Genomic DNA, 20,845 nt, shown 5'->3' on the forward strand with positions numbered 1-20,845 from the left:
TATGGGTAACCTCCGCGCGCCAGCCCCACTCAGAAACACCCTCACCCTTCGTGATCTGGCAACAGCCCTGGTCACCAGTGGTGAGATGTCCCAGGAGGACGCGGATCGCATCCTGAAGGCCAATATGGGCGCCGAGTCCGACCGTCGTCACCCGCTGGAACTGGTTGCTCAGGCCAATCTCAAAAGCCTGAACTCTGGCCATACCCTGGACCTTGAGCGTCTCACCCGGTGGTTGGCAGAGTGGGCAGGACAACCCTGGTATCACATCGACCCGCTGAAGATTGACACCCCCTCCATCGCCAGGGTGATGTCCTACGCCTTCGCCCAGCGCCACGGCATTCTCGCCGTTGAAATCAGGCCGGATGAAGTACTGATTGCCAGTGCCGAACCCTTCAAGAGTGACTGGGAAAGCAACCTGCGCCAGGCGGTACAGAAGGACATTCGCCGGGTTGTGGCCAACCCCGAGGACATCCGCCGCTACACCGTCGAGTTCTACCAACTCGCAAATTCCGTCAGCAAGGCCGGCGGTCGCCAGGGAAGCGGCTCTGCCGGTAATCAGAACTTTGAACAATTGCTGGATCTGGGGGCAAGCGAAAATCCCGACGCCAATGATCAGCACGTCGTCAAGATTGTGGACTGGCTTCTTCAATACGCCTTTGACCAGCGTGCGTCCGACATTCACATTGAACCAAGACGCAACATTACCCAGGTGCGCTTCCGTATCGATGGCGTCCTGCACAATGTGTATGAATTCCCGGACCAGGTGGGCGTAGCCGTCACCAGCCGCCTGAAGATCCTCGGGCGCCTCAACGTCGCGGAAAAGCGACGCCCACAGGACGGCCGCATCAAAACCCGAAAACCGGACGACAGCGAGGTGGAATTACGCCTCGCCACCATGCCGACGGCGTTTGGCGAGAAAATGGTGATGCGGATTTTCGATCCCGAGGTACTGCTCAAGTCCTATGAACAGCTGGGGTTCTCCAGGGAAGACCGGGAACGCTGGCACGATATAACCGACCACCCTCACGGCATCGTGCTGGTCACCGGCCCCACCGGGTCGGGTAAAACCACCACGCTGTATTCCACTCTCAAGCAACTGGCCTCGCCTGAGGTCAACCTCTGCACGATTGAGGACCCGATCGAGATGGTGGAGCCTGCCTTCAACCAGATGCAGGTCCAGACCAACATTGAACTGACGTTTGCCTCCGGGGTCCGGGCCCTTCTGCGCCAGGACCCGGACATCATCATGATTGGTGAGATCCGTGACCTTGAAACCGCCGAAATGGCGGTACAGGCAGCACTGACGGGGCACCTTGTGCTCTCTACGCTGCACACCAATGACGCGCCCAGTGCGATCACGCGCCTGATGGAGCTTGGCATTCCACCATACCTGATCCGGGCCACGGTTCTGGGGGTGATGGCGCAACGCCTGGCACGCACCCTGTGCCCTCACTGCAAGGCGCCCGGCCCCGTGGACGATCAGGCCTGGAAAAGCCTGACGCGCCCATGGAAAGCCCCCAAGCCAGAGCAGGTCTACCAGCCTGTTGGCTGTCTCGAATGCCGAAACACAGGGTACTACGGGCGTGCCGGAGTTTATGAAATCCTCAAACTGTCCGGAGACCTGAGTGCCCAGATCACCGATCAGTGCGAGCTTGAGCAGCTGCGGCTGGACGCGTACAAGACCGGAATGAAATCATTGCGATTGAGCGGGGCTCAGAAGGTGGCTGCCGGCCAGACAACCATTGAGGAAATACTTCGGGTCACCCCCGAAAGTCAGCGCTGAGCGGCAGGTCAGGCACCGGGCCTCAGGCCGCACTGCTCCAGCAGTTGCTGCCAGCTTGTCGTGTGTTCAGCCATGGCCCTGTCCAGATCCTGCCAAAGGCTGTTGCCCCCGGTTGCCCCCAGATACTGGCGTGACCACGCCTGGAATGACTCCGGCCTCATTTCTGCCTGCATCTCCGAAAGCGTCGCCAATGGACGAATTAGATCGTCGCGCGCATTGCGCACGTCACTCATGTACGGCTGAATCCTCTCGATGTACACGCTGAAGAACATATTCCGGACAATGTCGGACTGGTTGTTGGGCTTGCCGTCAATGCACAGCGGACGGTCACCCAGCCGCGACCGGATCAGCGTCGTGGCGTCATCCAGCCTGGCAACCAACAAACGCGCACTGTTAAGCAATTGACCCGCGCGGTACTCCGCCTGCCAACGCTGGTGCACCTCACCCAGATAATCCAGAGAATGGTCGAGCTGGCCTTCCAGAAGAGACCGAACGGTTGAGTTGAGGCGATTCACATCGGCTGAAAGGTCCGACACAGGGTTGCTCTCGGCGGCAACCGGGAAGTATCCCTTGGACAGAGTGAACAGGGTTTCAATTTCTTCCGTCGCCCAGGTTGCATTCCAGATGGCCACTGGCAACGATTCCAGTTTGCTGTCTATCGCCTGTTGGACGTTCTCTTTCAGCTTTTCACGGTCGATATCCGGCAGGCAGTCACGGGCAGCCTGAATGAAACGGAGTTCGTAGCGCAGGCGATTCAGGGGGTCCATGACCCGCCCCATCACCGAGTTGCGCTCACCCACAACGTATTGCAACTGACAGCCATAAAGGGACAGAAAATCCAGCATACCCAGCTCGAGTTCCGGCATGTCCAGACGGCGATCTCGCCGACGTGGCAGACGCTGGACTTCGGGCAATTCCGACAACGAAACCTCTCCGTCGAGCACCCGGGCCACCCGCTCAACGTATTCATCCATCATCGGCGGGGCTTCGGAGAATGGGTTACAGCCGGCTGTCGCCAGAGACAGGAACAAGACGATCACATGACGCACGATCACTGCGCGGGCACCCCCTGAGTCAGGACGAACGGCCTGCGCATCGGCGACAAGTCCTCAACGCTTCCTGAGCAGGTCGTCCACCTCGGCAAAATTCCGGGCCACCATCCGGTCAGTGTCCGGCAGCTCCCCTTCCCGAACCAGCCAGGCGGTGCGGATACCGGCTTCCTCTGCGGCTTGCAGTTCTGCTTCCACATCGGAGAGAAACAGCACCGTTTCCGGCTCAACGCCCAGTTGCTCCAGAATATTCCGGTAGGACTGTGACTCTTTCTTGCCCCCGACGCGGGTATCGAAATAACCGGAAAAAAACGGGGTAAAGTCCCCTGCTTCGCTGAACCCGAAAATCAGTTTCTGGGCCTTCACGGAGCCAGAGGAATAGACGAACAACCGCAGCCCCCGATCATGCCAGCGCTGGAGATAATCGGCCGCATCCGGGTAGATGTGGCCATGAAAGGCGCCCTGCTGGTACCCCTGTTCCCAGAGCATCCCCTGCAGAGCCTTCAGGGGTGTTTCCTTGCGGTCATCACGGATCCATGACTGGAGAACCTCAATCAACCCCTCAATATCATCGCGGTCAACTCCCGAGCTCTGCGCCACGGCATCGAGCTGTTCAGCAATGGCGGGGTTGTCCGCTGCCCCCTCACGGACAAAATCGGCTACATGCTCCGCGGCGTAGGGAAACAGCACCTCATGGACAAACGAGATAGAGCTGGTGGTGCCCTCAATATCAGTGAGAATCACCCGGATCATCAGGCTGCCCCAGCCAGCTCTTCATAGCGCGGCAGTCGGCTGGCGATGTCTTCACCGGTGAAATTGGCGACCCAGCCTTCCGGGTTGGAAAACAGGCGGATACAGGTAAACCGGGGCTCCGGGCCCATATCGAACCAGTGGCGGGTACCGTCGGGCACACTGATCAAATCGTTCTTCTGGCACAGCACCGCGAAAACCTGATCATCCAGATGCAGATAGAACAGCCCCTGGCCACGCACGAAGAAACGTACTTCATCTTCGCTGTGCACGTGTTCATCCAGGAACTTCTGGCGAAGGGCATCTTTCTGGGGATTATCCGGATTCAGGCTGATCACATCGGCGGTCTGAAACCCACACTCCTGTTTCAGGGCGGCCACTTCCGCTTCGTAAGCGTCCAGAATGGCCTCCTGGGCAGCGTCCTCCGGCAGATCACGGGTTGGCCATTGCTCGAACCGAATACCCTTGTCCGCAAGCAACCGCTGGATCTCGCTGGCGTCTTCCGTCACGGTCTGAGGTTGCTCTGGCTGGTTCTGGTTAAAAATGCTCAGGGTAGTCATGGACGGAGCCTCATGGTTGCAAGTTCACACTCAAACAGGAATTCAAACGCCTCAACGTGCCTCAGGCAGTCTGCCATGGTCCTGCCCCAGGTATAAAGACCATGCCCCCGAATCAGGTAACCGGGTTGATCCGGATGATCCCGGAACCACTGCTTGGTCCGCTCGGCCAGCTGGGGAATATCCTGTGTATTGTCAAATACCGGCACCACCAATGTGTCTTCGTGGGTATCGTGGCCGGGAAAGGCCTTCTGCAGCTCATACCCCTGTAACTGCAGCGATTGCTCAGGGGGCAGAACACGGCTGAGCACAGTGGCGTTTACGGAATGGGTATGAAGCACTGCCCCGACATCCGGAAACAACTCATACAGAACCGTGTGTAACCGGGTCTCGGCAGACGAACGGCACTGGCTTTGAACCGCCTGGCCGGCCAGATCCACCACCATGACATCTCCGGAACCCAACTCCCCTTTGTGGCGACCGGACACCGTGATGGCAATGTGCCCGGCATCAATTCGGGCGGAATAGTTACTGCTGGTCGCGGGAGACCAGCCACAGCCATACAGGAAGCGGCCGGCCTCAATAATGGACTCAGCCGCCTGGGCGTATCGGGTTACATCGAACAAGGGCTCTCTCCATATCCACCGCCATCCTCAGCCACCGTCGCAGCAGAGGCAATCTGCCGACATTATAGGGATCACGTGGCCGCTTTCAACGGAAGCTTGCGCTGTCGCTCACCGGTCAGTGCAAACAGGGCATTACCCAATGCCGGAATCACCGGTGGCACGCCTGGCTCGCCCACGCCCGTGGGTGTTTCATCGCTGTCTACAATATCCACAGCTATCTCCGGCAATTCGTAGTTACGCATCAACGGGTAGTCGTGGAAATTGCTTTGCTGAATTTCGCCTTCCTGCAACGTGATTTCCCCATGAAGCGCGGCCGTCAGACCGAATATGATACCGCCTTCAATCTGGTCCCTGACGATCTCCGGATTAACGACCTGCCCACAGTCCACCGCGCACCAGACCCGGTGAACATGAATACCGTCGTTCTCGATACTGGCTTCAACGACCTGGGCCACATAAGTGCCAAAACTCTGGAACAGGGCTACACCCCGAGCTCTTCCGGAGGGTGCCGGGGTTTCCCAACCAGACATGGCCGCCACCCTGTCCAGCACCTCGCGATGCCGGGGTTGATGAGCAATGAGCGCGCGACGGAACTCATAGGGATCTTTGCCGGTTTCATGGGCCAGTTCGTCCATAAAGGTCTCGGCCGCAAAACCATTGTGGGAGTAACCTACGGATCGCCACCAGGTGACAGGCACGCCCGGGTCGGTACGGGTGTGACGAACTTCGACGTTGGCCACCTTATAGGGGTAGTCGATGGCACCCTCAATGGCGGATATATCTTTCGGTGTGGCGATACCTTCCGCCATCAGGCCTACCTTGCCCAGAGTGTCGTAAAGGAATTTCGGAGACCAGGGGTATTGTGCGGGCGCTGCATTGCGCACGTACCAGTCCAGAATCTGTGGCCCGACAACCTGGTGGTGCCAGCCGGTCACTTCGCCGCCGGAGATCGAGGCTTTCATCCGATGCAGCATGGCAGGACGGTACAGGTCGTGCCGGGTATCCTCTTCCCTGGACCAAATAACCTTGACCGGCGTTTTCAGGCTATAGGCAACCGCAGCCGCTTCTTCGATGTAGTCCTGCGTCAGTCGGCGCCCGAAACCACCGCCCAGGAAGGTAGTGTTAATGCTGATATCATCGGGCGACAGGTCACTCACCCGAGCTGCAGCTATACGCCCAAGGTCCGGCGCCTGGGTCGGTGCCCAGACTTCCATGGAATCACCGTGATACCAGGCCGTGGCATTCATCGGCTCCAGAGTGGCGTGAGCAAGATAAGGCTGCTCATAACTGGCTTCCAGAATGCGCTCTGCCCCGGCCGCTGCACCAGCGAAATCCCCGTCATCGCGCTCACGCGCACCAGCATCGTCATCAGCGGCCTTGTGGTAGTTGGCAAACACATCGCTGGTAGAGACCCCCAGCGCATCGGCGTTATCCCACTCCACCTTCAGCTCCTGCTGTGCTTTGCGGGCCTGCCAGTACTTACCCGCCACAATGGCAACACCACGCTCGATTTCCAGCACGCTCAGCACACCCGGCATGGCCTCGATGTCACTGCTGTTGAAGGACCGAACCCTGGCGCCATACCGGGGCGGCCGGGTCACGACCGCGTAGACCATTCCCGGCAACTCGATATCAATGCCATATTCGGCTGTGCCTGTGGACTTGGCCCTGGCATCCAGGCGGCCACGGGCTTTGCCGATGTATCGCCACTCGCTCTGAGGTTTCAGTGAAACGTCATGACCTATAGTCTCGGAGGACGCCAGACTGACGAGCTTGCCGTAGGGCAAGGCATCCACACCGTTGGGGTGGCGAACATGGCCTTCAAACGCAGTACATTCGGAGTGATCGACCTGCCAGACCCGGGCAGCGGCCAGGATCAGCATTTCCCGGGCCTCAGCGCCCGCCTGTCGCAAGGGCATCCAGCTGGTGGCAATACTGGTACTACCACCGGTCAGTTGAAGTTTGTACAGGGGGTTGCGGTACTCGGGTGCCACCGGCGCGAATTTGGGTGTAATGGCTGCCGGATCGACCTCCAGCTCCTCCGCAATCAGGGTAGTCAATCCGGTATAGGTGCCCTGCCCCATTTCCACCCGGGCGAGGGTGAAGTACACCTTGTTGTCCGTGGTCAGTTCCAGCCAGGCGTCCGGTTTCCAGGCTCCCTCCTCCTCTCTGAAGCCCGTCTGAATACCGGAACAACCTGGAAGGCTAAGAGCAAGAACCAGACTGCCGGACGTTCCGGCACTGACCTTGAGGAAATCCCGTCGGTTCAGAGTCATTTACGCGCCCTCCCGGTCAACAGGATCCTGACTGGCAACGGACTCCACCGCGGCAATGATCTTCGAGTAGGTACCACAACGACACAAGTTACCGCTGAGCGCGGCGACAATATCGTCCCGGTTCGCGGCCGGGTTATGCTCCAGCAGGTTTGCCGCCGTCATGATTTGTCCGGACTGACAATATCCGCACTGGGGCACGCCATGCTCAACCCAGGCTTTCTGCAGTGGATGCAATTCATCCCCGGAAGCGAGCCCTTCAATAGTCGTCACTGACCGGCCGGAAACGAGGTCCACGGGTGTGGAACAGGACCGCACGGGCTGACCGTCAAGGTGAACCGTGCATGCGCCGCACAGGCCGGCACCACAGCCGAACTTGGTTCCCTTCAATCCCAGTTCATCACGGATAACCCACAACAGGGGCGTATCACCATCAACCTCAAGCGTTCGTTTTTCGCCATTGACCGTCAGACTAAGGGCCATTGCCTCTCTCCTTTTTGGGGCGCCGCCCGTTCCAGGAACTGGCACCTTCCATTGTTATTCTATTCATATCGCCATTTGCAGGCTTATTTCACGACAGGATCGCCGTCCTGGTCATTCCATATCTTGCGCTCGCCGCCGTCCATCTTGCCCTTGGTGTCCCAGACTTCGCGATTCTCCGTGGCCTCTTCTACTTTGCCATTATCATTCCAGATCACGCGATCCTTGCAGCCCACCAGCGCCAGGGATACACATGTCAGCAAAATCAGTTTCTTAGTCATCACTTCCTCCAGGTCCGGCTTCCCGGAACCCTATAATTTTATCAGTACAGGAATGAACACCGTGCCGTTACCGACTGCCATGCACTTCGCGGTTATGTTGCTTATCCCGCTCACTCTTGCGAACCATGACATAGACAGCCCCTGTCCCGCCATGGTGTTTCCGGGCCGAATGGAACGCGAGAACCCCGTCCAGCTCAGGCAACCACTTGGCAAGATAGCTTTTTAGCTGGGCAATACCATCCGGATTCCGCTCTCCTTTACCGTGGAGAATGATCACGGAGCGAAGACCGTAGCGAACACAATCGTTAATAAAGCCAAACACTTCACGACGGGCCTCTTCAACCGTCATGCGGTGCAGGTCCAGCCTCGCCTCTATCGGATATTGCCCTAGCCTCAGCTTGCGGAACACCCCGTGCTGGACGCCTGGACGCTGCCAGCTCAGAATATCGTGAGCCGTGAGCGGTTCCACCATGTCTGACGTCAGCGGATTGGTATCTTTCACCGGCTGGTCAACCGCTGCCCGCTGACGCTCCAGATGCCCCGGAGTTAACTCCCGAGGCGTTTTCACCTCGGCACGGTTGGGCTTGCGGATGCGCCGTACATCCTTCATTTCTTCAAGAAAACTCAGGCGCTCGTCTTTGGTCGTCATGATAATATGATTCAGCTTTGGGGTTAACGAAACTTTACCACCGGGCCCCCCTGGCATAAAGCCGGAGATCCCCGTGAAGCTGGCTGCGACCAAAATCTTAGGGCTGTTTCCCGCCCCCTGATCTACACTCGGGGACAACAACAGACAGGACGGAAGATAGTATGGTTGCCGCCTCAACAGATACACCACGCCCCCAGAATACTCGTGCAATCATGATGTTCCTTCGGGAACATGCCCCGTTTTCCAGCATGGACGACGCTCACCTGGCGCACTTTGCCGAACACGCGTCACTGCGATTCTACGCCGATAACGATATCGTTCTGTCCCCTGAAGAAGGCCCGGTCCAACGTTTCTACGTGGTAAAGCAGGGGCGAATTCGCGGTGAACGCCACAATGAAAAAGACGGCAAGACAGAGACCACTTTCGAAATCACCCAAGGCGAATGTTTCCCGTTGGCAGCACTGGTTGGTGAACGCCCGACCCGCACCCTTCACCGGGCAGCGGGTGACACCTTCTGCCTGAGCATCGAGCACGATGCCTTTGTCACCCTGCTGTCGGAAAGCGACCCCTTTCGTGATTTCTGCCTGCGTGGTGTCAGCAGTTTGCTCGATCAGGTCAATCAGCGAATCCAGTCCGGCGCCATGGCTTCCATAGGCTCCAGCAATTCACTGGACACTCCGCTGGAACGTTACGCCCTGCGGAATCCGATCGTTTGTTCCCCGGACCTGCCAGTCCGCAAGGCCGTCGCCCGCATGCACGAAAACAACGTGGGCAGCATCATTATTACCGACGACGAGCGGCATCCCACCGGCATTTTTACCCTCAGGGACCTGCGTACCATGGTGGCCGAGGAAAAAGGCCCCCTGGATACACCGGTCGGCCAGGTCATGACCCGGAAGCCCATTTGCCTGACGGCCCATGCGGACGCCTTCGAAGCCGCCATGCTGATGGCAGAGCACCATTTTGCCCATCTCTGCGTGGTCGATGACGAACATCACCTGATCGGCGTGGTGTCCGAACGGGATCTGTTCTCCCTGCAGCGCGTGGATCTGGTCAACCTGGCCAGGACCATTGGCACCGCCAGCCATTTACGCACCCTGGTCAGCCTGCGCTCCGACGTGTCACGGCTGGTTGATGCCATGCTTGCCCACGGCGCTGACTCTGGTCAGGTGGTCAAAATCATTACCACTCTGAACGATGTCACGGTACGCCGGGTGCTGGAACTCAACATCAAGAAAAACGATCCCGGCATTCCCTTCACCTGGCTCACGTTCGGCAGCGAGGGACGCCAGGAGCAGACACTGCTGACCGATCAGGACAACGGGATCCTGTTCGAAACGCCGGAAGGGATGACCGAAGACCAGGTGCGGGAAAAACTCCTTCCGTTTGCCGAGATCGTCAACCGGGAACTGGCTGAATGCGGCTTTACTCTCTGTAAGGGCAATATCATGGCCAGTAACCCGAAGCTGTGCCTGAGCGGCAGAGAATGGGACGACTGGTTCATTCGGTTCATTGACGCCTCAACTCCGCAAAACCTGGTGTATTCCTCCATCTTCCTCGATATGCGGGCAGTGTTCGGTCCTCGCGAGCCGCTGGAAGATCTCTACGGCAAGGTACTGACACGTATTCAGAAAAATGCCCTGTTCCAGAAGATGCTGGCAGGTAACGCCATGAATCGCAGACCGCCGCTCACCATGTTTCGCAATTTCCGCTACGCACCAGACGGCAAGAAACACACCATTGATCTCAAACGTCAGGGGCTCGCCCCCTTCGTCGAAGCCGTCCGGGTGTTCGCGCTGGCGAACGGCGTGGAAGAAGCCAACACCCTGGAACGGATGGATCAACTGGTTGCCAAAGGCGCGTTTGACCACAAGGATGCCAATGCCTGGAAAGAAGCCTATAGCCTCATCCAAGCCATGCGCATGCGTGCACATCAGGAGATGCTGGACCGGAACGAGCCGCTGTCCAATTACATAGACCCAGACGACCTGAACCCGCTTGACCGTCGGATTCTGCGGGAGTCGTTCCGTCAGGCCCAACGCCTCCAGCAAAAACTGGAAGTGACATATCAACTATGATGAAAGGGCCTGGTGAGATGCTGGAACAGATGAGGCAGTGGGTTACGCAACGCCGCGCCAGCACGATAGGGACTCATGACCCAAACCACCTCCCCACCCCACAAATTGCAGGCGACCAGAAACTGTCCGAGTGCAGGCTGATCGTACTCGACCTGGAAACGACGGGGCTCCACCCAGGTAAGGATCAGGTCATCGCCATTGGCGCGGTCGCAATCACCGGACAGGTCATCCATCTGGGCGACCAGTTCGACCTGATTCTAAGGCGCCCGGAGCTGGATATTAGTGAAACGGTTCTCATCCATGGTATCGGCCCCGAGGCACTGACCCAGGGTCATGAAACCGAAGATGCCCTGCTGTACCTGCTGGAATGGATGGATGGTGATCCAATACTGGCTTACCACTCTGCATTCGACCAGCGCTTTCTGGAGAAAACCCTGCGGCAATCCCTCGGATACAGCCAGAATCACACATGGATAGACGTAGCCGAGTTGTTGCCTGCCGTATTCCCGGATACCAAAACCGGCGGACGCGGCCTGGATAACTGGGCCGACTTCTTCAACCTGGAAGTCAGCGAACGTCACCACGCTGCGGCAGATGCACTCGCAACCGCTGAATTGACGCTCATCGCACTCAATAAGGCACAAAAAGATGGCGTTTCAACGCTGTCCGAGCTGAGCTCCAAGCTTCGTTATTACCGTCGCCTCCAGAATATGAACCGTTTCTGAAGAGCCACATCCTGCTGCTCACGAATCGACCAAATCTGAGGCAAATGACTGAGAATTAGACCTTTTGCCAATATCTATATATCCCTTTACAGGTAAAGTCAGAGAGGACAACTAGCCGGAGAAGCACTATATGAATAATAAATTCTCTAATAGCTCCACCTCCTCAGCAGTACACCCAACCTCCACAACAACAACACAGGAGTGATCCTATGGCAGGTCATAGCTACGACGCTGAAAAATACTGGAAGGCGAATCTTCGTCTGATATTCGGAAGCCTGATCATCTGGGCTCTGGTGTCTTACGGCTTCGCAATACTGCTCCGTCCACTGCTCGCCGGTATCCCCATCGGCGGAACCGATCTGGGTTTCTGGTTTGCCCAGCAAGGATCCATTCTGACGTTCATCGCTCTGATCTTCCACTACGCGTGGCGCATGAACAAGATCGACGAAAAATTCGGCGTGCATGAGGAGTAAGATCGAATGAGCCAATTTGCAATCAACATCATGTTCGTAGGGGGCTCGTTCCTCCTCTATATCGGCATTGCCATCTGGGCAAAAGCCGGTAGCACCAGTGACTTCTACGTCGCCGGCGGCGGCGTTCACCCGGTCACCAATGGTATGGCGATCGGCGCTGACTGGATGTCCGCGGCATCCTTTATCTCCATGGCGGGCCTGATTGCCGCCGGTGGTTACGCCAACTCCTCGTTCCTGATGGGTTGGACTGGCGGCTACGTGCTGCTGGCAATGCTGCTGGCGCCTTATCTGCGTAAATTCGGCAAGTTCACCGTACCCGAATTTATCGGTGACCGGTTCTACAGCAAAAATGCACGACTGGTTGCCGTTATCTGCCTGATCGTAGCGTCTGTAACCTACGTCATTGGCCAGATGGCTGGCGCCGGTGTTGCGTTCTCCCGTTTCCTGGAAGTCGATGCAACCCTGGGGCTGATCATTGCCGCTATTGTCGTATTCGTCTACGCGGTTCTCGGTGGCATGAAAGGCATCACCTACACTCAGGTAGCCCAGTACTGCGTCTTGATTACCGCATACACCATTCCCGCTGTATTTATCTCCATGCAGCTCACCGGTAACCCGATTCCGCCACTGGGGCTGTTCTCTACCCACATTGATTCCGGCATGCCCATCCTGGACAAGCTGAATCAGGTTATTACCGACCTTGGTTTCAACGAGTACACGGCTGACATCGACAACAAGCTGAACATGGTCCTGTTCACCTTGTCATTGATGATCGGTACCGCGGGTCTGCCACACGTTATCATTCGTTTCTTCACCGTTCCGAAGGTAGCGGATGCACGCTGGTCCGCGGGCTGGGCATTGGTGTTCATCGCACTGCTGTACCTGACTGCGCCTGCCGTTGCTTCCATGGCCCGACTGAACCTGATGACCACCATTTATCCGGAAGGCACCGCAGCTGAACCCATCGAGTATGACGCGCGGCCAGCCTGGATCAGAGATTGGGAAGTGACCGGTCTGATTCAGTTCACCGACAAGAACGAAGACGGCCGGATTCAGCTGTATAACGACACACCTGAGTTCGAACCCCAGGCCGAGGCTCGTGGCTGGGAAGGTAATGAGCTGGTCGTCAACCGGGACATCCTGGTGCTGGCCAACCCGGAGATCGCCAACCTGCCCGGCTGGGTCATCGGCCTGATCGCAGCAGGTGGTCTCGCAGCAGCCCTGTCAACGGCAGCCGGCCTGTTACTTGCGATTTCCTCCGCGGTCAGTCACGACCTGATAAAAGGCTCGATCAATCCGGCGATCACAGAGAAAGGCGAACTGTTAGCAGCACGTATTTCGATGGCCGTTGCGATTGTCGTCGCCACATACCTGGGTGCCAATCCACCGGGCTTTGCGGCACAGGTTGTTGCCCTTGCATTCGGTATAGCGGCGGCTTCCCTGTTCCCGGCCCTGATGATGGGTATCTTCTCCAAACGAGTGAACAACACCGGTGCCATTGCCGGTATGCTTAGCGGCCTGACGTTTACTCTGGTATACATCTTCGTATACAAAGGCTGGCTGTTCATTCCAGGTACTGCCAACCTGCCAGATACTCCGGAAAACTGGGTACTGGGCATCTCCCCGCTCTCTATCGGTGCGGTTGGTGCAGTCGTCAACTTTGCGGTAGCCTTCGTGGTATCCAACGCCACTGAAGAACCGCCCGTTGAGATTCAGGAACTGGTTGAGAGCGTCCGTTACCCACGTGGTGCCGGTCAGGCTCACGACCACTAAGCGACAACTCAACCTGATTCATTCAATCAATTGACAGGTTGAACCTGAACGGGCTTCCTCAATGAGGGAGCCCGTTCTTTTTTGAGGAAACGATTTTATGTTCTGGACACTTGTTGCCACTGTTTTTTGCGGCCTGGGCGCGGCCGGTATTGCTCTTGGCATTCGCGCGGCCACCCGTAACAAGGCCCCGCGATGGATTATTCCCGTTTTCGCAGGAATGGGAATGCTCGGCTACCTCATTCAGGGAGAATACACCTGGTACGACCACAAGAAGGCACAGCTCCCCGAAGAAGCAGTCGTTGTGAGTACCCAGAACGAAGGTATCTTCTGGCGGCCCTGGACCTTCGCCTTCCCTTACGTGACGTCCTTTACCACCGTAGACACTCAAAGCATCAGCCGTGACAGTGACAATCAAAACGTTGTCCGATTCACACTCTACCGGTTCGAACAGAAGATGACGGATGCGGTATCCCACCGTATTCATATCATTAACTGTGCTACCCAAGAGCTTGTTCCATTGGGCTCGGACGGCAGACCCCGCGTTGACAACCTAAAATTGCTCGTTTCCGGAGACCCGCTTCTGGAAACCGTTTGCTCGGGCTGACGAGCCGCAACTGGATGCCCAACCCGCTAGAGGTAACGGGAATGCGTAACGATGATTAGTGCCTGGCTGCTGGTTTTAATATCCATAACGTACATTTCGATTCTGTTTGTCATTGCCTGGGCAGGCGACAAGCATCCCGGACTGTATCGCCGCAAACTGGCCCGGACCCATATTTATGCCCTTTCGCTGGCGGTGTACTTTACCTCATGGACATTCTATGGCGCCGTCGGACGCGCCACACAGGAGGGGCTGGGCTTCCTTCCCATTTATCTCGGGCCACTGATCCTTTTCGTTTTTGGCGCTCCCCTGTTGCGCCGTATTATCTATATCAGCAAGCGCAACAACAGCACCTCGATTGCTGATTTCATTGCGTCCCGCTACGGTAAGTCCCAGGTCCTGGCGGCCATGATCGCCACGTTCGCCCTGATTGGCAGCGTGCCGTACATTGCACTGCAGCTCAAAGCCATCTCCATGGGTTTCACCGTCCTGTCCGAGAATGGGGCCGGCCACCAGGAACTCGGTACCGCGGCCTGGAACGACTCTGCCTGGTATATCACCCTGGTACTCGCCGTATTCACCGTGCTCTTCGGTACCCGGCACCTGGAGTCCACGGAGCACCATCGGGGGATGATCCAGGCGGTTGCTTTTGAATCGGTGATCAAGATCGTGGCCTTCGTGGCTGTGGGCTTGTTTGTCGGCTACGGCCTTTATGGGGGATTTGGTGACTTGCTCGGTAAAGTCCAGGAGGCCGGACTTACCGGAACCCTGACAACCGATGGGATCGAGGCACCGGCATTTATTACCCAGACCCTGGTGGCCATGCTCGCTATTATCTGCCTGCCCCGACAGTTTCACGTCATGGTGGTGGAAAACACAGACCACCGGGATTTCGAGACAGCCCGCTGGGCCATGCCGATCTACCTGATCATTGCCAGCGCCTTCGTGCTTCCCATTGCTGCCGCAGGACTGCTCTACCCGGAGGCCGGCATCACCGACCCCGACATCCTGATCCTGAAGCTGCCCATTCTCGCCGGTGAGGAGTGGCTTGCCATTCTCGCCTTCCTGGGGGGTGGGTCGGCTGCTGCCGCAATGGTGATTGTGTGTTCCGTCGCCATTGCCACCATGGTCAGCAACGAAATCATCATGCCAGCACTGCTCAAGTTCTTCCGACCCAGGATGAATCAGCGTGCCGACCTCAGCCATCTCCTGCTGAGCATCCGTCGTGTGGCGATCTTCGTGGTGTTGCTCACGGCTTACGGGTTCTACCGGATGGCAGGCGAGGATTACAGTCTGACGGCCTTCGGCCTGCTGTCATTTGCGGCCGCGGCCCAATTTGGGCCGGCCCTCGTGGGTGGCATTATCTGGCGACAGGGCAACCTCACCGGTGCCAGCTGGGGCCTGGGGCTTGGCTTCCTGATGTGGTGTTACACCATGCTGTTACCAGCGCTGGCCTCCACTGGCTGGCTCACCGACACACTGATCGATCAGGGACTTTGGGGAATGGCCTGGACTCGCCCGACGGCCTTATTCGGCTCAGAGTTTGATCCAATCAGCCATGGCATTATCTGGAGTCTCGGCGTCAACACCCTCACTTACATTGTACTGTCGGTGCTGACCCGGCAGCGCGTACGCGAGAAAATCCAGATCGCGTCCTTCTTCCACGACCCCCAGCCCAAGGCAGAGACACCCCAGCAGCAGACCTGGCAGGGAGAGATCCTGACCTCAGATCTTCAGGCTCTCACCGATCGTTTCATGGGGGAGGAACGTTCCGAAACCATTCTCCGGAACTATGAACGCCGGAACGCCATCCGCCTGCATCCCCAGCGACCGGCATCGTCACACCTGATGAAATACATTGAACGACAGCTGGCCTCGGTGATCGGTGCTTCGACCGCAAGGGTGGTACTCGAATCCACCCTGACCGGCCGTGATATGCAGATTGAGGATGTCGTCAGCATCGTTGATGAAGCGTCCCAGGCGATGACGTTCAGTCGCGAATTGCTCCAGTCTGCCATTGAGAACATCAGTCTTGGGGTGTCCGTGGTCAACCATCAACAGCAACTGGTTGTCTGGAACCACCGGTATCTGGAAATGTTCCACTATCCCAAGGGCTATGTGCGTGTCGGGCGCCCGATTGAGGACCTGATGCGCTACAACCTCACGAACGCGAACCTGTCTGCCCGACGGATTGACGAAATCATCGCCGACCGATGCGGCAGCATGCGCGAAGGAATGCCCATGTCCTACGAGCGCCAGCGTCCGGATGGCACGGTCTTGCGGGTTGATGGCAGCCCGATTCCCGGCGGAGGCTATGTCACGACGTTCCAGGACATCACCGCCATGAGACGCACGGAGCAGGCGCTCAAGGAAACCAATATTTATCTGGAACAGCGGGTTAAGGAAAGAACCCAGGAACTGCAGGTCATCAACGAGCAGATGCTCAAGGCAAAATCAGTGGCGGAACAGGCAAACCAGAGCAAGACCCGCTTCCTGGCATCCGCCAGTCATGATTTATTACAGCCATTGAACGCCGCCCGCCTGTTTACCTCTGCCCTGGCTGGAAAAGCCAGTGACGGCGAAACGAAGGATCTGGTCGATCATATCGACAGCTCCCTGGGGGCCGCCGAAGAAATCATCAGCACCCTGCTGGATATTTCGAAACTAGACGCCGGTGCACTGGAACCAGACATCGGAGTGTTTCCCGTCAACGATATCATGCGCCACCTGGCAACCGACTTCTCCGCCATTGCCAAAGACCAGGGTCTGGAATTACGTGTGGTACCAAGCACCGTATGGATCCGGTCGGACGCCAAGCTGCTTCGCCGCGTGGTGCAGAACTTCCTGTCCAATGCCATCCGCTATACGCCCAAGGGCAAGATCCTGCTGGGCTGTCGTCGCCTGAAAGGATACGCCCGCATTGAGGTCTGGGATACCGGGCCGGGGATCCCGGAAGACCAACTGGCACACATCTTTGAGGAGTTCCGACGCTTCCAGCATGGTCGCGACAAAAAAGGCCTGGGCCTGGGACTGGCTATCGTGGACCGTATCAGCGGTATGCTGAATCACCCGGTTAACGTTCAGTCGGTCCAGGGACATGGCAGTATGTTCAGCATTACCGTACCACTCGTGCCAGCAGAACATACTCAGACCACTGCGACAAAGAGTCAGGGCAGCTCCCGCCGGGTATCCAGTCTCGGAGGTCTTCATGTACTTTGTATCGATAACGATCCTGCCATCCTGCAAGGTATGACAGCCCTGCTCGGTAACTGGCAGTGTGACGTGACTGCTGCCGAGAGCCTCGATGACGCCCGGCTCAAGCTGGACGGCCGGGAACCCGACATCATGCTTGCCGATTACCAGCTGGATGATAACAAAAACGGGCTCGACGCCATGGACGCACTCAGGAGCGGATTCAGTGACAATGTATCTGGCATACTGATAACTGGATATATGGCTCCGGAGGTCAGGGAAGATGCGATAACACGGGGTTATCAGATTCTTTACAAACCGGTGAAGCCCGCAGCCTTGAGGGCACTGGTTAACAAGTTACTGAAGCAGAAGCGTCCATGACCAATACAGAACGATCCATCGGTGGTAACAGCTTTGGTAAGCTCAATTTTCTGATTATTGATGATTTCGAGAACTTTCGTCTGTCCATGCGACAAATGTTGCGCAGTTGCGGGGCGGACAAGATAGAGCTCGTTGCCCATGCTGCGTCGGCCATTCAGTACTGCGCCTACAATCACGTTGACGTGGTTCTCTGTGACTATAACCTCGGGGAAGGCAAGAATGGGCAGCACATCCTGGAAGAACTGAGGCATAAGAAACTGCTGAAACGGTCTTCCCTGTTCCTGATGGTCACCGCAGAAACATCAAAAGAGATGGTGATGGGTGCCCGGGAATACCAACCCGATGGTTACCTGACCAAGCCTATCAACCGCGCAATGCTCGAGAAGCGACTGAGTGGCCTTATTGCTCAACGCAATGCCCTGCTCCCCATTAACCGGGAGATTGATCGGGAGAACTACCCTGAAGCCATCTCGCTCTGTCTGGCAACCCTGCCAAAACAACCCCGATACAAAACCTGGTTACTAAAGACCCTCGCAGACCTCTACTACCAGGTGGGAGACTTCAGCCACGCATTGAAGATATACACGGATGTCCTCGAGCAGAGGGATCTTTCCTGGGCCAGACTTGGCCAAGGAAAGATATTGCTGGACACCCAGAATTTTGACGAAGCGGTCACTGTGCTCAGGGAGTTGATCGACAAGCATCCTGACTATATGGAAGCCTACGATCTGCTTGCTGAAGGACTGGATCGGCAGGGCCGTTCAACACAGGCGCAACAGGTGCTGGAAAAGGCCATTGAGCATTCTCCCAATGCACTGCTTCGCCAGAAACAGCTGGCCCGGCTTGCCACTGCCAACCAGGATATGGCCACCGCCTCCGAGGCCTGGCGCAAGACTGTGAGCCTTGGCACCCATTCGATTCATGACAGCCCGGAACATTACCTGTCACTTGGGCAAACCCTGTCTGACCTGAGTGAAGGCGACTCTGGTGAAAACGGCAGCCAACAGGCAGATGAGGCAATCACCGTACTATCCAGAATGGAAAAACGCTTTGCCGGAGACGAGACTCTGCCGCTTCGAAGCAGAATTGTTAAAGCCAGGGTATATGCCGGGCAAGGCGATCTTCAGGAAGCCGAGAAAACACTCGACCCCGTTACACAATCCTTAGCCAACGGGGGTGAATTCGATGCCGACACAGGCATTGATTACGCCAAGACATTGTTTCGCCTTCGCCGGGAAGACGAAGCCAAACACCTGCTGGGAGAACTGGCTCAGCGATACAAAGATGACCCGGACACGCTGCAAAAGATAGAGAATCTACTCGACGAGCCCGTTGGCTTCCGGCAAAAGCTACAAGCCCGGGCGTATAATCGGGACGGGATCAGAGCGTTTGAATCCGGAGATCTGGAAGCCGCCATTTCAGAGTTTACCCATGCCCTGAAAATCGTCCCTGACCATGCAGCACTCAATCTCAACCTCGTTCAGGTACTAATGAAAAAGTATACGGATGGGGGGAAAGACCCGCAGTTGTTGCACGAATGCCAGCAACACCTTGAGCGTCTCTCCAGCTTGCCAGAACAACACCGACAGCATCGTCGCTATCTAGCATTGAGCAAAAAACTGAAAGGAATGATGCCATGAGCAAGATGCCCGATAACAGCTCCGATATGTCCCGGGACAACCATATCGACTTTTCCATGGTTCTGGCTTCCGCCGTCCACGACATGAAAAACTCCCTGGGTATGCTGCTCAATTCTTTGGATGAGTTACGTGGAGAGTATTCTGACAGTCTTGGCGAATCTACCCGCTTCAATACCCTTCAATACGAAGCGGAACGTATGCACAACGACCTGGTCCAACTGCTTGGCATTTACCGACTCGGCGAAAATAACCTGTCCGCACACATGGAAGAACATTTTGTGCCGGACTTTCTGTCAGAGCACCTGGCACGCCACACCCCTCTCCTCCAAGGCCTCGATATCGAATACTCGGTGGCAGCGGAGGATATCAACGGATTCTTCGACGACGACCTATTAACCGGTGTACTTAACAATACGATCAACAATGCTATCCGCTACACCAAAAGCAGGATTCGGCTAACAGCCAGCGAAAAGGAAGGGTACCTGGTGATTGGGGTGGAAGACGATGGCGAGGGTTATCCGGAGAACATGCAGCATAACGGAACCCTGAATTTCAAATCCCTGGACTTCAAGAGTGGTAGTACCAGTCTTGGGCTCTTCTTTGCGTCTTCCGTTGCCAGACTCCATTCTGAAGGGAACCGCACCGGCGCTATCCGGCTGCATAACGGTGGCAATCTGGGGGGCGGGGTCTTTGAGATCTGGTTGCCTTAGAAGGGCCAAACGGCTGTTCTGCCACTAATAATTTTCTGACAGGCAATAAAAAACCCCAACATCAAGGATGCTGGGGTTTTTCGGTATTAAGAGCCTGACGATGACCTACTCTCACATGGACGGACCACACTACCATCGGCGCAGGTCTGTTTCACTTCTGAGTTCGGGATGGGATCAGGTGGTTCCAGACCGCTATGGTCGTCAGGCAAAACGGTTGATCACTGGGTGGACGAGAAGGAACGATGTGATGTTGATTTCTGTTGAGCGCGATGGCTCTGCGTTATCCGCAATTGTCTTGGGTGTTATATAGTCAAGCCGCACGAGCAATTAGTATCGGTTAGCTCAACGCCTCGCAGCGCTTACACACCCGACCTATCAACGTCCTGGTCTTGAACGGCTCTTCAGGGCCCTCGAGGGGCCAGGGAGATCTCATCTTGGAAGGGGCTTCCCGCTTAGATGCTTTCAGCGGTTATCCTATCCGAACATAGCTACCGGGCAATGCGTCTGGCGACACAACCCGAACACCAGCGGTTCGTCCACTCCGGTCCTCTCGTACTAGGAGCAGCTTTCCTCAAATCTCCAACGTCCACGGCAGATAGGGACCGAACTGTCTCACGACGTTCTAAACCCAGCTCGCGTACCACTTTAAATGGCGAACAGCCATACCCTTGGGACCGGCTTCAGCCCCAGGATGTGATGAGCCGACATCGAGGTGCCAAACACCGCCGTCGATGTGAACTCTTGGGCGGTATCAGCCTGTTATCCCCGGAGTACCTTTTATCCGTTGAGCGATGGCCCTTCCATACAGAACCACCGGATCACTA

At 56.7% G+C, this 20,845-nt stretch carries 17 protein-coding genes and 2 rRNA genes; 9 read left to right on the top strand and 10 right to left on the bottom strand.

All coding sequences use genetic code 11. The features are described from left to right. Position 1 precedes the first annotated feature (1 nt). Entirely contained in the window at positions 2-1,783 is a 1,782-nt protein-coding gene (locus tag Q0Y21_RS11550; protein ID WP_297795299.1) for a type II/IV secretion system protein, read from the top strand. Positions 1,784-1,791: 8 nt separating this feature from the next. On the opposite strand, the gene Q0Y21_RS11555 is transcribed toward Q0Y21_RS11550, so the two are convergent. From Q0Y21_RS11555 to smrA, 8 genes are all read right to left on the bottom strand, one after another. Then, positions 1,792-2,760, bottom strand: coding sequence for a DUF3080 family protein (locus tag Q0Y21_RS11555; protein WP_297795429.1), 969 nt, complete (start codon positions 2,758-2,760; stop codon positions 1,792-1,794). Positions 2,761-2,892: 132 nt separating this feature from the next. After that, a complete protein-coding gene (gene mtnC / locus Q0Y21_RS11560; protein ID WP_297795302.1) occupies positions 2,893-3,585 on the bottom strand; it encodes an acireductone synthase in 693 nt (230 codons plus the stop codon). Next, complete coding sequence (locus Q0Y21_RS11565) at positions 3,585-4,142, bottom strand: cupin (protein ID WP_297795305.1); 558 nt, start codon at positions 4,140-4,142, stop codon at positions 3,585-3,587. Before Q0Y21_RS11565 ends, mtnC begins: the two co-directional genes overlap by 1 nt. After that, entirely contained in the window at positions 4,139-4,765 is a 627-nt protein-coding gene (locus Q0Y21_RS11570; RefSeq protein WP_297795307.1) for a methylthioribulose 1-phosphate dehydratase, read from the bottom strand. The genes Q0Y21_RS11565 and Q0Y21_RS11570 overlap by 4 nt, the downstream gene beginning before the upstream one ends. A 71-nt stretch (positions 4,766-4,836) precedes the next feature. Next, positions 4,837-7,041 (bottom strand): molybdopterin cofactor-binding domain-containing protein, encoded by a 2,205-nt coding sequence (locus tag Q0Y21_RS11575; protein WP_297795310.1) that lies wholly within the window; start codon positions 7,039-7,041, stop codon positions 4,837-4,839. Next, a complete protein-coding gene (locus Q0Y21_RS11580) occupies positions 7,042-7,521 on the bottom strand; it encodes a (2Fe-2S)-binding protein (RefSeq protein ID WP_297795313.1) in 480 nt (159 codons plus the stop codon). Positions 7,522-7,604: 83 nt separating this feature from the next. After that, positions 7,605-7,799 carry a hypothetical protein gene (locus tag Q0Y21_RS11585; protein ID WP_297795317.1) on the bottom strand — a complete coding sequence of 65 codons (195 nt, stop codon included), beginning with the start codon at positions 7,797-7,799 and terminating at the stop codon, positions 7,605-7,607. 67 nt (positions 7,800-7,866) lie between these two features. Beyond that, positions 7,867-8,448 (bottom strand): DNA endonuclease SmrA, encoded by a 582-nt coding sequence (smrA, locus tag Q0Y21_RS11590; RefSeq protein WP_297795320.1) that lies wholly within the window; start codon positions 8,446-8,448, stop codon positions 7,867-7,869. Positions 8,449-8,609: 161 nt separating this feature from the next. On the opposite strand from smrA, the gene Q0Y21_RS11595 reads away from it, so the two are divergent. From Q0Y21_RS11595 to Q0Y21_RS11630, 8 genes are all read left to right on the top strand, one after another. Next, the gene (locus Q0Y21_RS11595; RefSeq protein WP_297795322.1) at positions 8,610-10,526 is read left to right on the top strand and encodes a putative nucleotidyltransferase substrate binding domain-containing protein; all 1,917 of its coding nucleotides are present in this window, start codon (positions 8,610-8,612) and stop codon (positions 10,524-10,526) included. Positions 10,527-10,543: 17 nt separating this feature from the next. Further along, positions 10,544-11,251, top strand: a complete 708-nt coding sequence (locus tag Q0Y21_RS11600) for a 3'-5' exonuclease (RefSeq protein ID WP_297795432.1) — start codon at positions 10,544-10,546, stop codon at positions 11,249-11,251. 209 nt (positions 11,252-11,460) lie between these two features. Further along, a complete protein-coding gene (locus Q0Y21_RS11605; protein ID WP_012139533.1) occupies positions 11,461-11,724 on the top strand; it encodes a DUF4212 domain-containing protein in 264 nt (87 codons plus the stop codon). A gap of 6 nt (positions 11,725-11,730) precedes the next feature. Beyond that, positions 11,731-13,497, top strand: coding sequence for a sodium:solute symporter family protein (locus Q0Y21_RS11610; RefSeq protein WP_297795326.1), 1,767 nt, complete (start codon positions 11,731-11,733; stop codon positions 13,495-13,497). A gap of 97 nt (positions 13,498-13,594) precedes the next feature. Next, complete coding sequence (locus Q0Y21_RS11615; RefSeq protein ID WP_297795329.1) at positions 13,595-14,101, top strand: hypothetical protein; 507 nt, start codon at positions 13,595-13,597, stop codon at positions 14,099-14,101. 51 nt (positions 14,102-14,152) lie between these two features. After that, positions 14,153-17,671, top strand: a complete 3,519-nt coding sequence (locus tag Q0Y21_RS11620) for a PAS domain-containing hybrid sensor histidine kinase/response regulator (RefSeq protein WP_297795332.1) — start codon at positions 14,153-14,155, stop codon at positions 17,669-17,671. After that, positions 17,668-19,311: a tetratricopeptide repeat-containing response regulator gene (locus tag Q0Y21_RS11625; RefSeq protein WP_297795335.1), complete on the top strand. Its 1,644-nt coding sequence runs from the start codon at positions 17,668-17,670 to the stop codon at positions 19,309-19,311. The genes Q0Y21_RS11620 and Q0Y21_RS11625 overlap by 4 nt, the downstream gene beginning before the upstream one ends. Positions 19,312-19,316: 5 nt before the next feature. Further along, on the top strand, positions 19,317-20,021 hold the full coding sequence (locus tag Q0Y21_RS11630) for a HAMP domain-containing sensor histidine kinase (protein ID WP_297795435.1): 705 nt from the start codon (positions 19,317-19,319) through the stop codon (positions 20,019-20,021). Positions 20,022-20,113: 92 nt separating this feature from the next. On the opposite strand, the gene rrf is transcribed toward Q0Y21_RS11630, so the two are convergent. Next, positions 20,114-20,227, bottom strand: a 5S ribosomal RNA gene (gene rrf / locus Q0Y21_RS11635). A gap of 100 nt (positions 20,228-20,327) precedes the next feature. Then, a 23S ribosomal RNA gene (locus tag Q0Y21_RS11640) occupies positions 20,328-20,845 on the bottom strand; the annotation flags it as partial.

Origin of the sequence: uncultured Marinobacter sp. (genome assembly GCF_947259545.1) — a bacterium.
Classification (GTDB): domain Bacteria; phylum Pseudomonadota; class Gammaproteobacteria; order Pseudomonadales; family Oleiphilaceae; genus Marinobacter.

Bases quoted from the DNA above. Each gene is read 5' to 3' on its own strand.
- Q0Y21_RS11550 (WP_297795299.1), top strand. From the start codon at position 2: ATGGGTAACCTCCGCGCGCCAGCCCCACTCAGAAACACCCTCACCCTT.
- Q0Y21_RS11555 (WP_297795429.1), bottom strand. From the start codon at position 2,760: ATGATGGATGAATACGTTGAGCGGGTGGCCCGGGTGCTCGACGGAGAG.
- mtnC (WP_297795302.1), bottom strand. From the start codon at position 3,585: ATGATCCGGGTGATTCTCACTGATATTGAGGGCACCACCAGCTCTATC.
- Q0Y21_RS11565 (WP_297795305.1), bottom strand. From the start codon at position 4,142: ATGACTACCCTGAGCATTTTTAACCAGAACCAGCCAGAGCAACCTCAG.
- Q0Y21_RS11575 (WP_297795310.1), bottom strand. From the start codon at position 7,041: ATGACTCTGAACCGACGGGATTTCCTCAAGGTCAGTGCCGGAACGTCC.
- Q0Y21_RS11580 (WP_297795313.1), bottom strand. From the start codon at position 7,521: ATGGCCCTTAGTCTGACGGTCAATGGCGAAAAACGAACGCTTGAGGTT.
- Q0Y21_RS11585 (WP_297795317.1), bottom strand. From the start codon at position 7,799: ATGACTAAGAAACTGATTTTGCTGACATGTGTATCCCTGGCGCTGGTG.
- smrA (WP_297795320.1), bottom strand. From the start codon at position 8,448: ATGACGACCAAAGACGAGCGCCTGAGTTTTCTTGAAGAAATGAAGGAT.
- Q0Y21_RS11595 (WP_297795322.1), top strand. From the start codon at position 8,610: ATGGTTGCCGCCTCAACAGATACACCACGCCCCCAGAATACTCGTGCA.
- Q0Y21_RS11600 (WP_297795432.1), top strand. From the start codon at position 10,544: ATGCTGGAACAGATGAGGCAGTGGGTTACGCAACGCCGCGCCAGCACG.
- Q0Y21_RS11605 (WP_012139533.1), top strand. From the start codon at position 11,461: ATGGCAGGTCATAGCTACGACGCTGAAAAATACTGGAAGGCGAATCTT.
- Q0Y21_RS11610 (WP_297795326.1), top strand. From the start codon at position 11,731: ATGAGCCAATTTGCAATCAACATCATGTTCGTAGGGGGCTCGTTCCTC.
- Q0Y21_RS11615 (WP_297795329.1), top strand. From the start codon at position 13,595: ATGTTCTGGACACTTGTTGCCACTGTTTTTTGCGGCCTGGGCGCGGCC.
- Q0Y21_RS11620 (WP_297795332.1), top strand. From the start codon at position 14,153: ATGATTAGTGCCTGGCTGCTGGTTTTAATATCCATAACGTACATTTCG.
- Q0Y21_RS11625 (WP_297795335.1), top strand. From the start codon at position 17,668: ATGACCAATACAGAACGATCCATCGGTGGTAACAGCTTTGGTAAGCTC.
- Q0Y21_RS11630 (WP_297795435.1), top strand. From the start codon at position 19,317: ATGCCCGATAACAGCTCCGATATGTCCCGGGACAACCATATCGACTTT.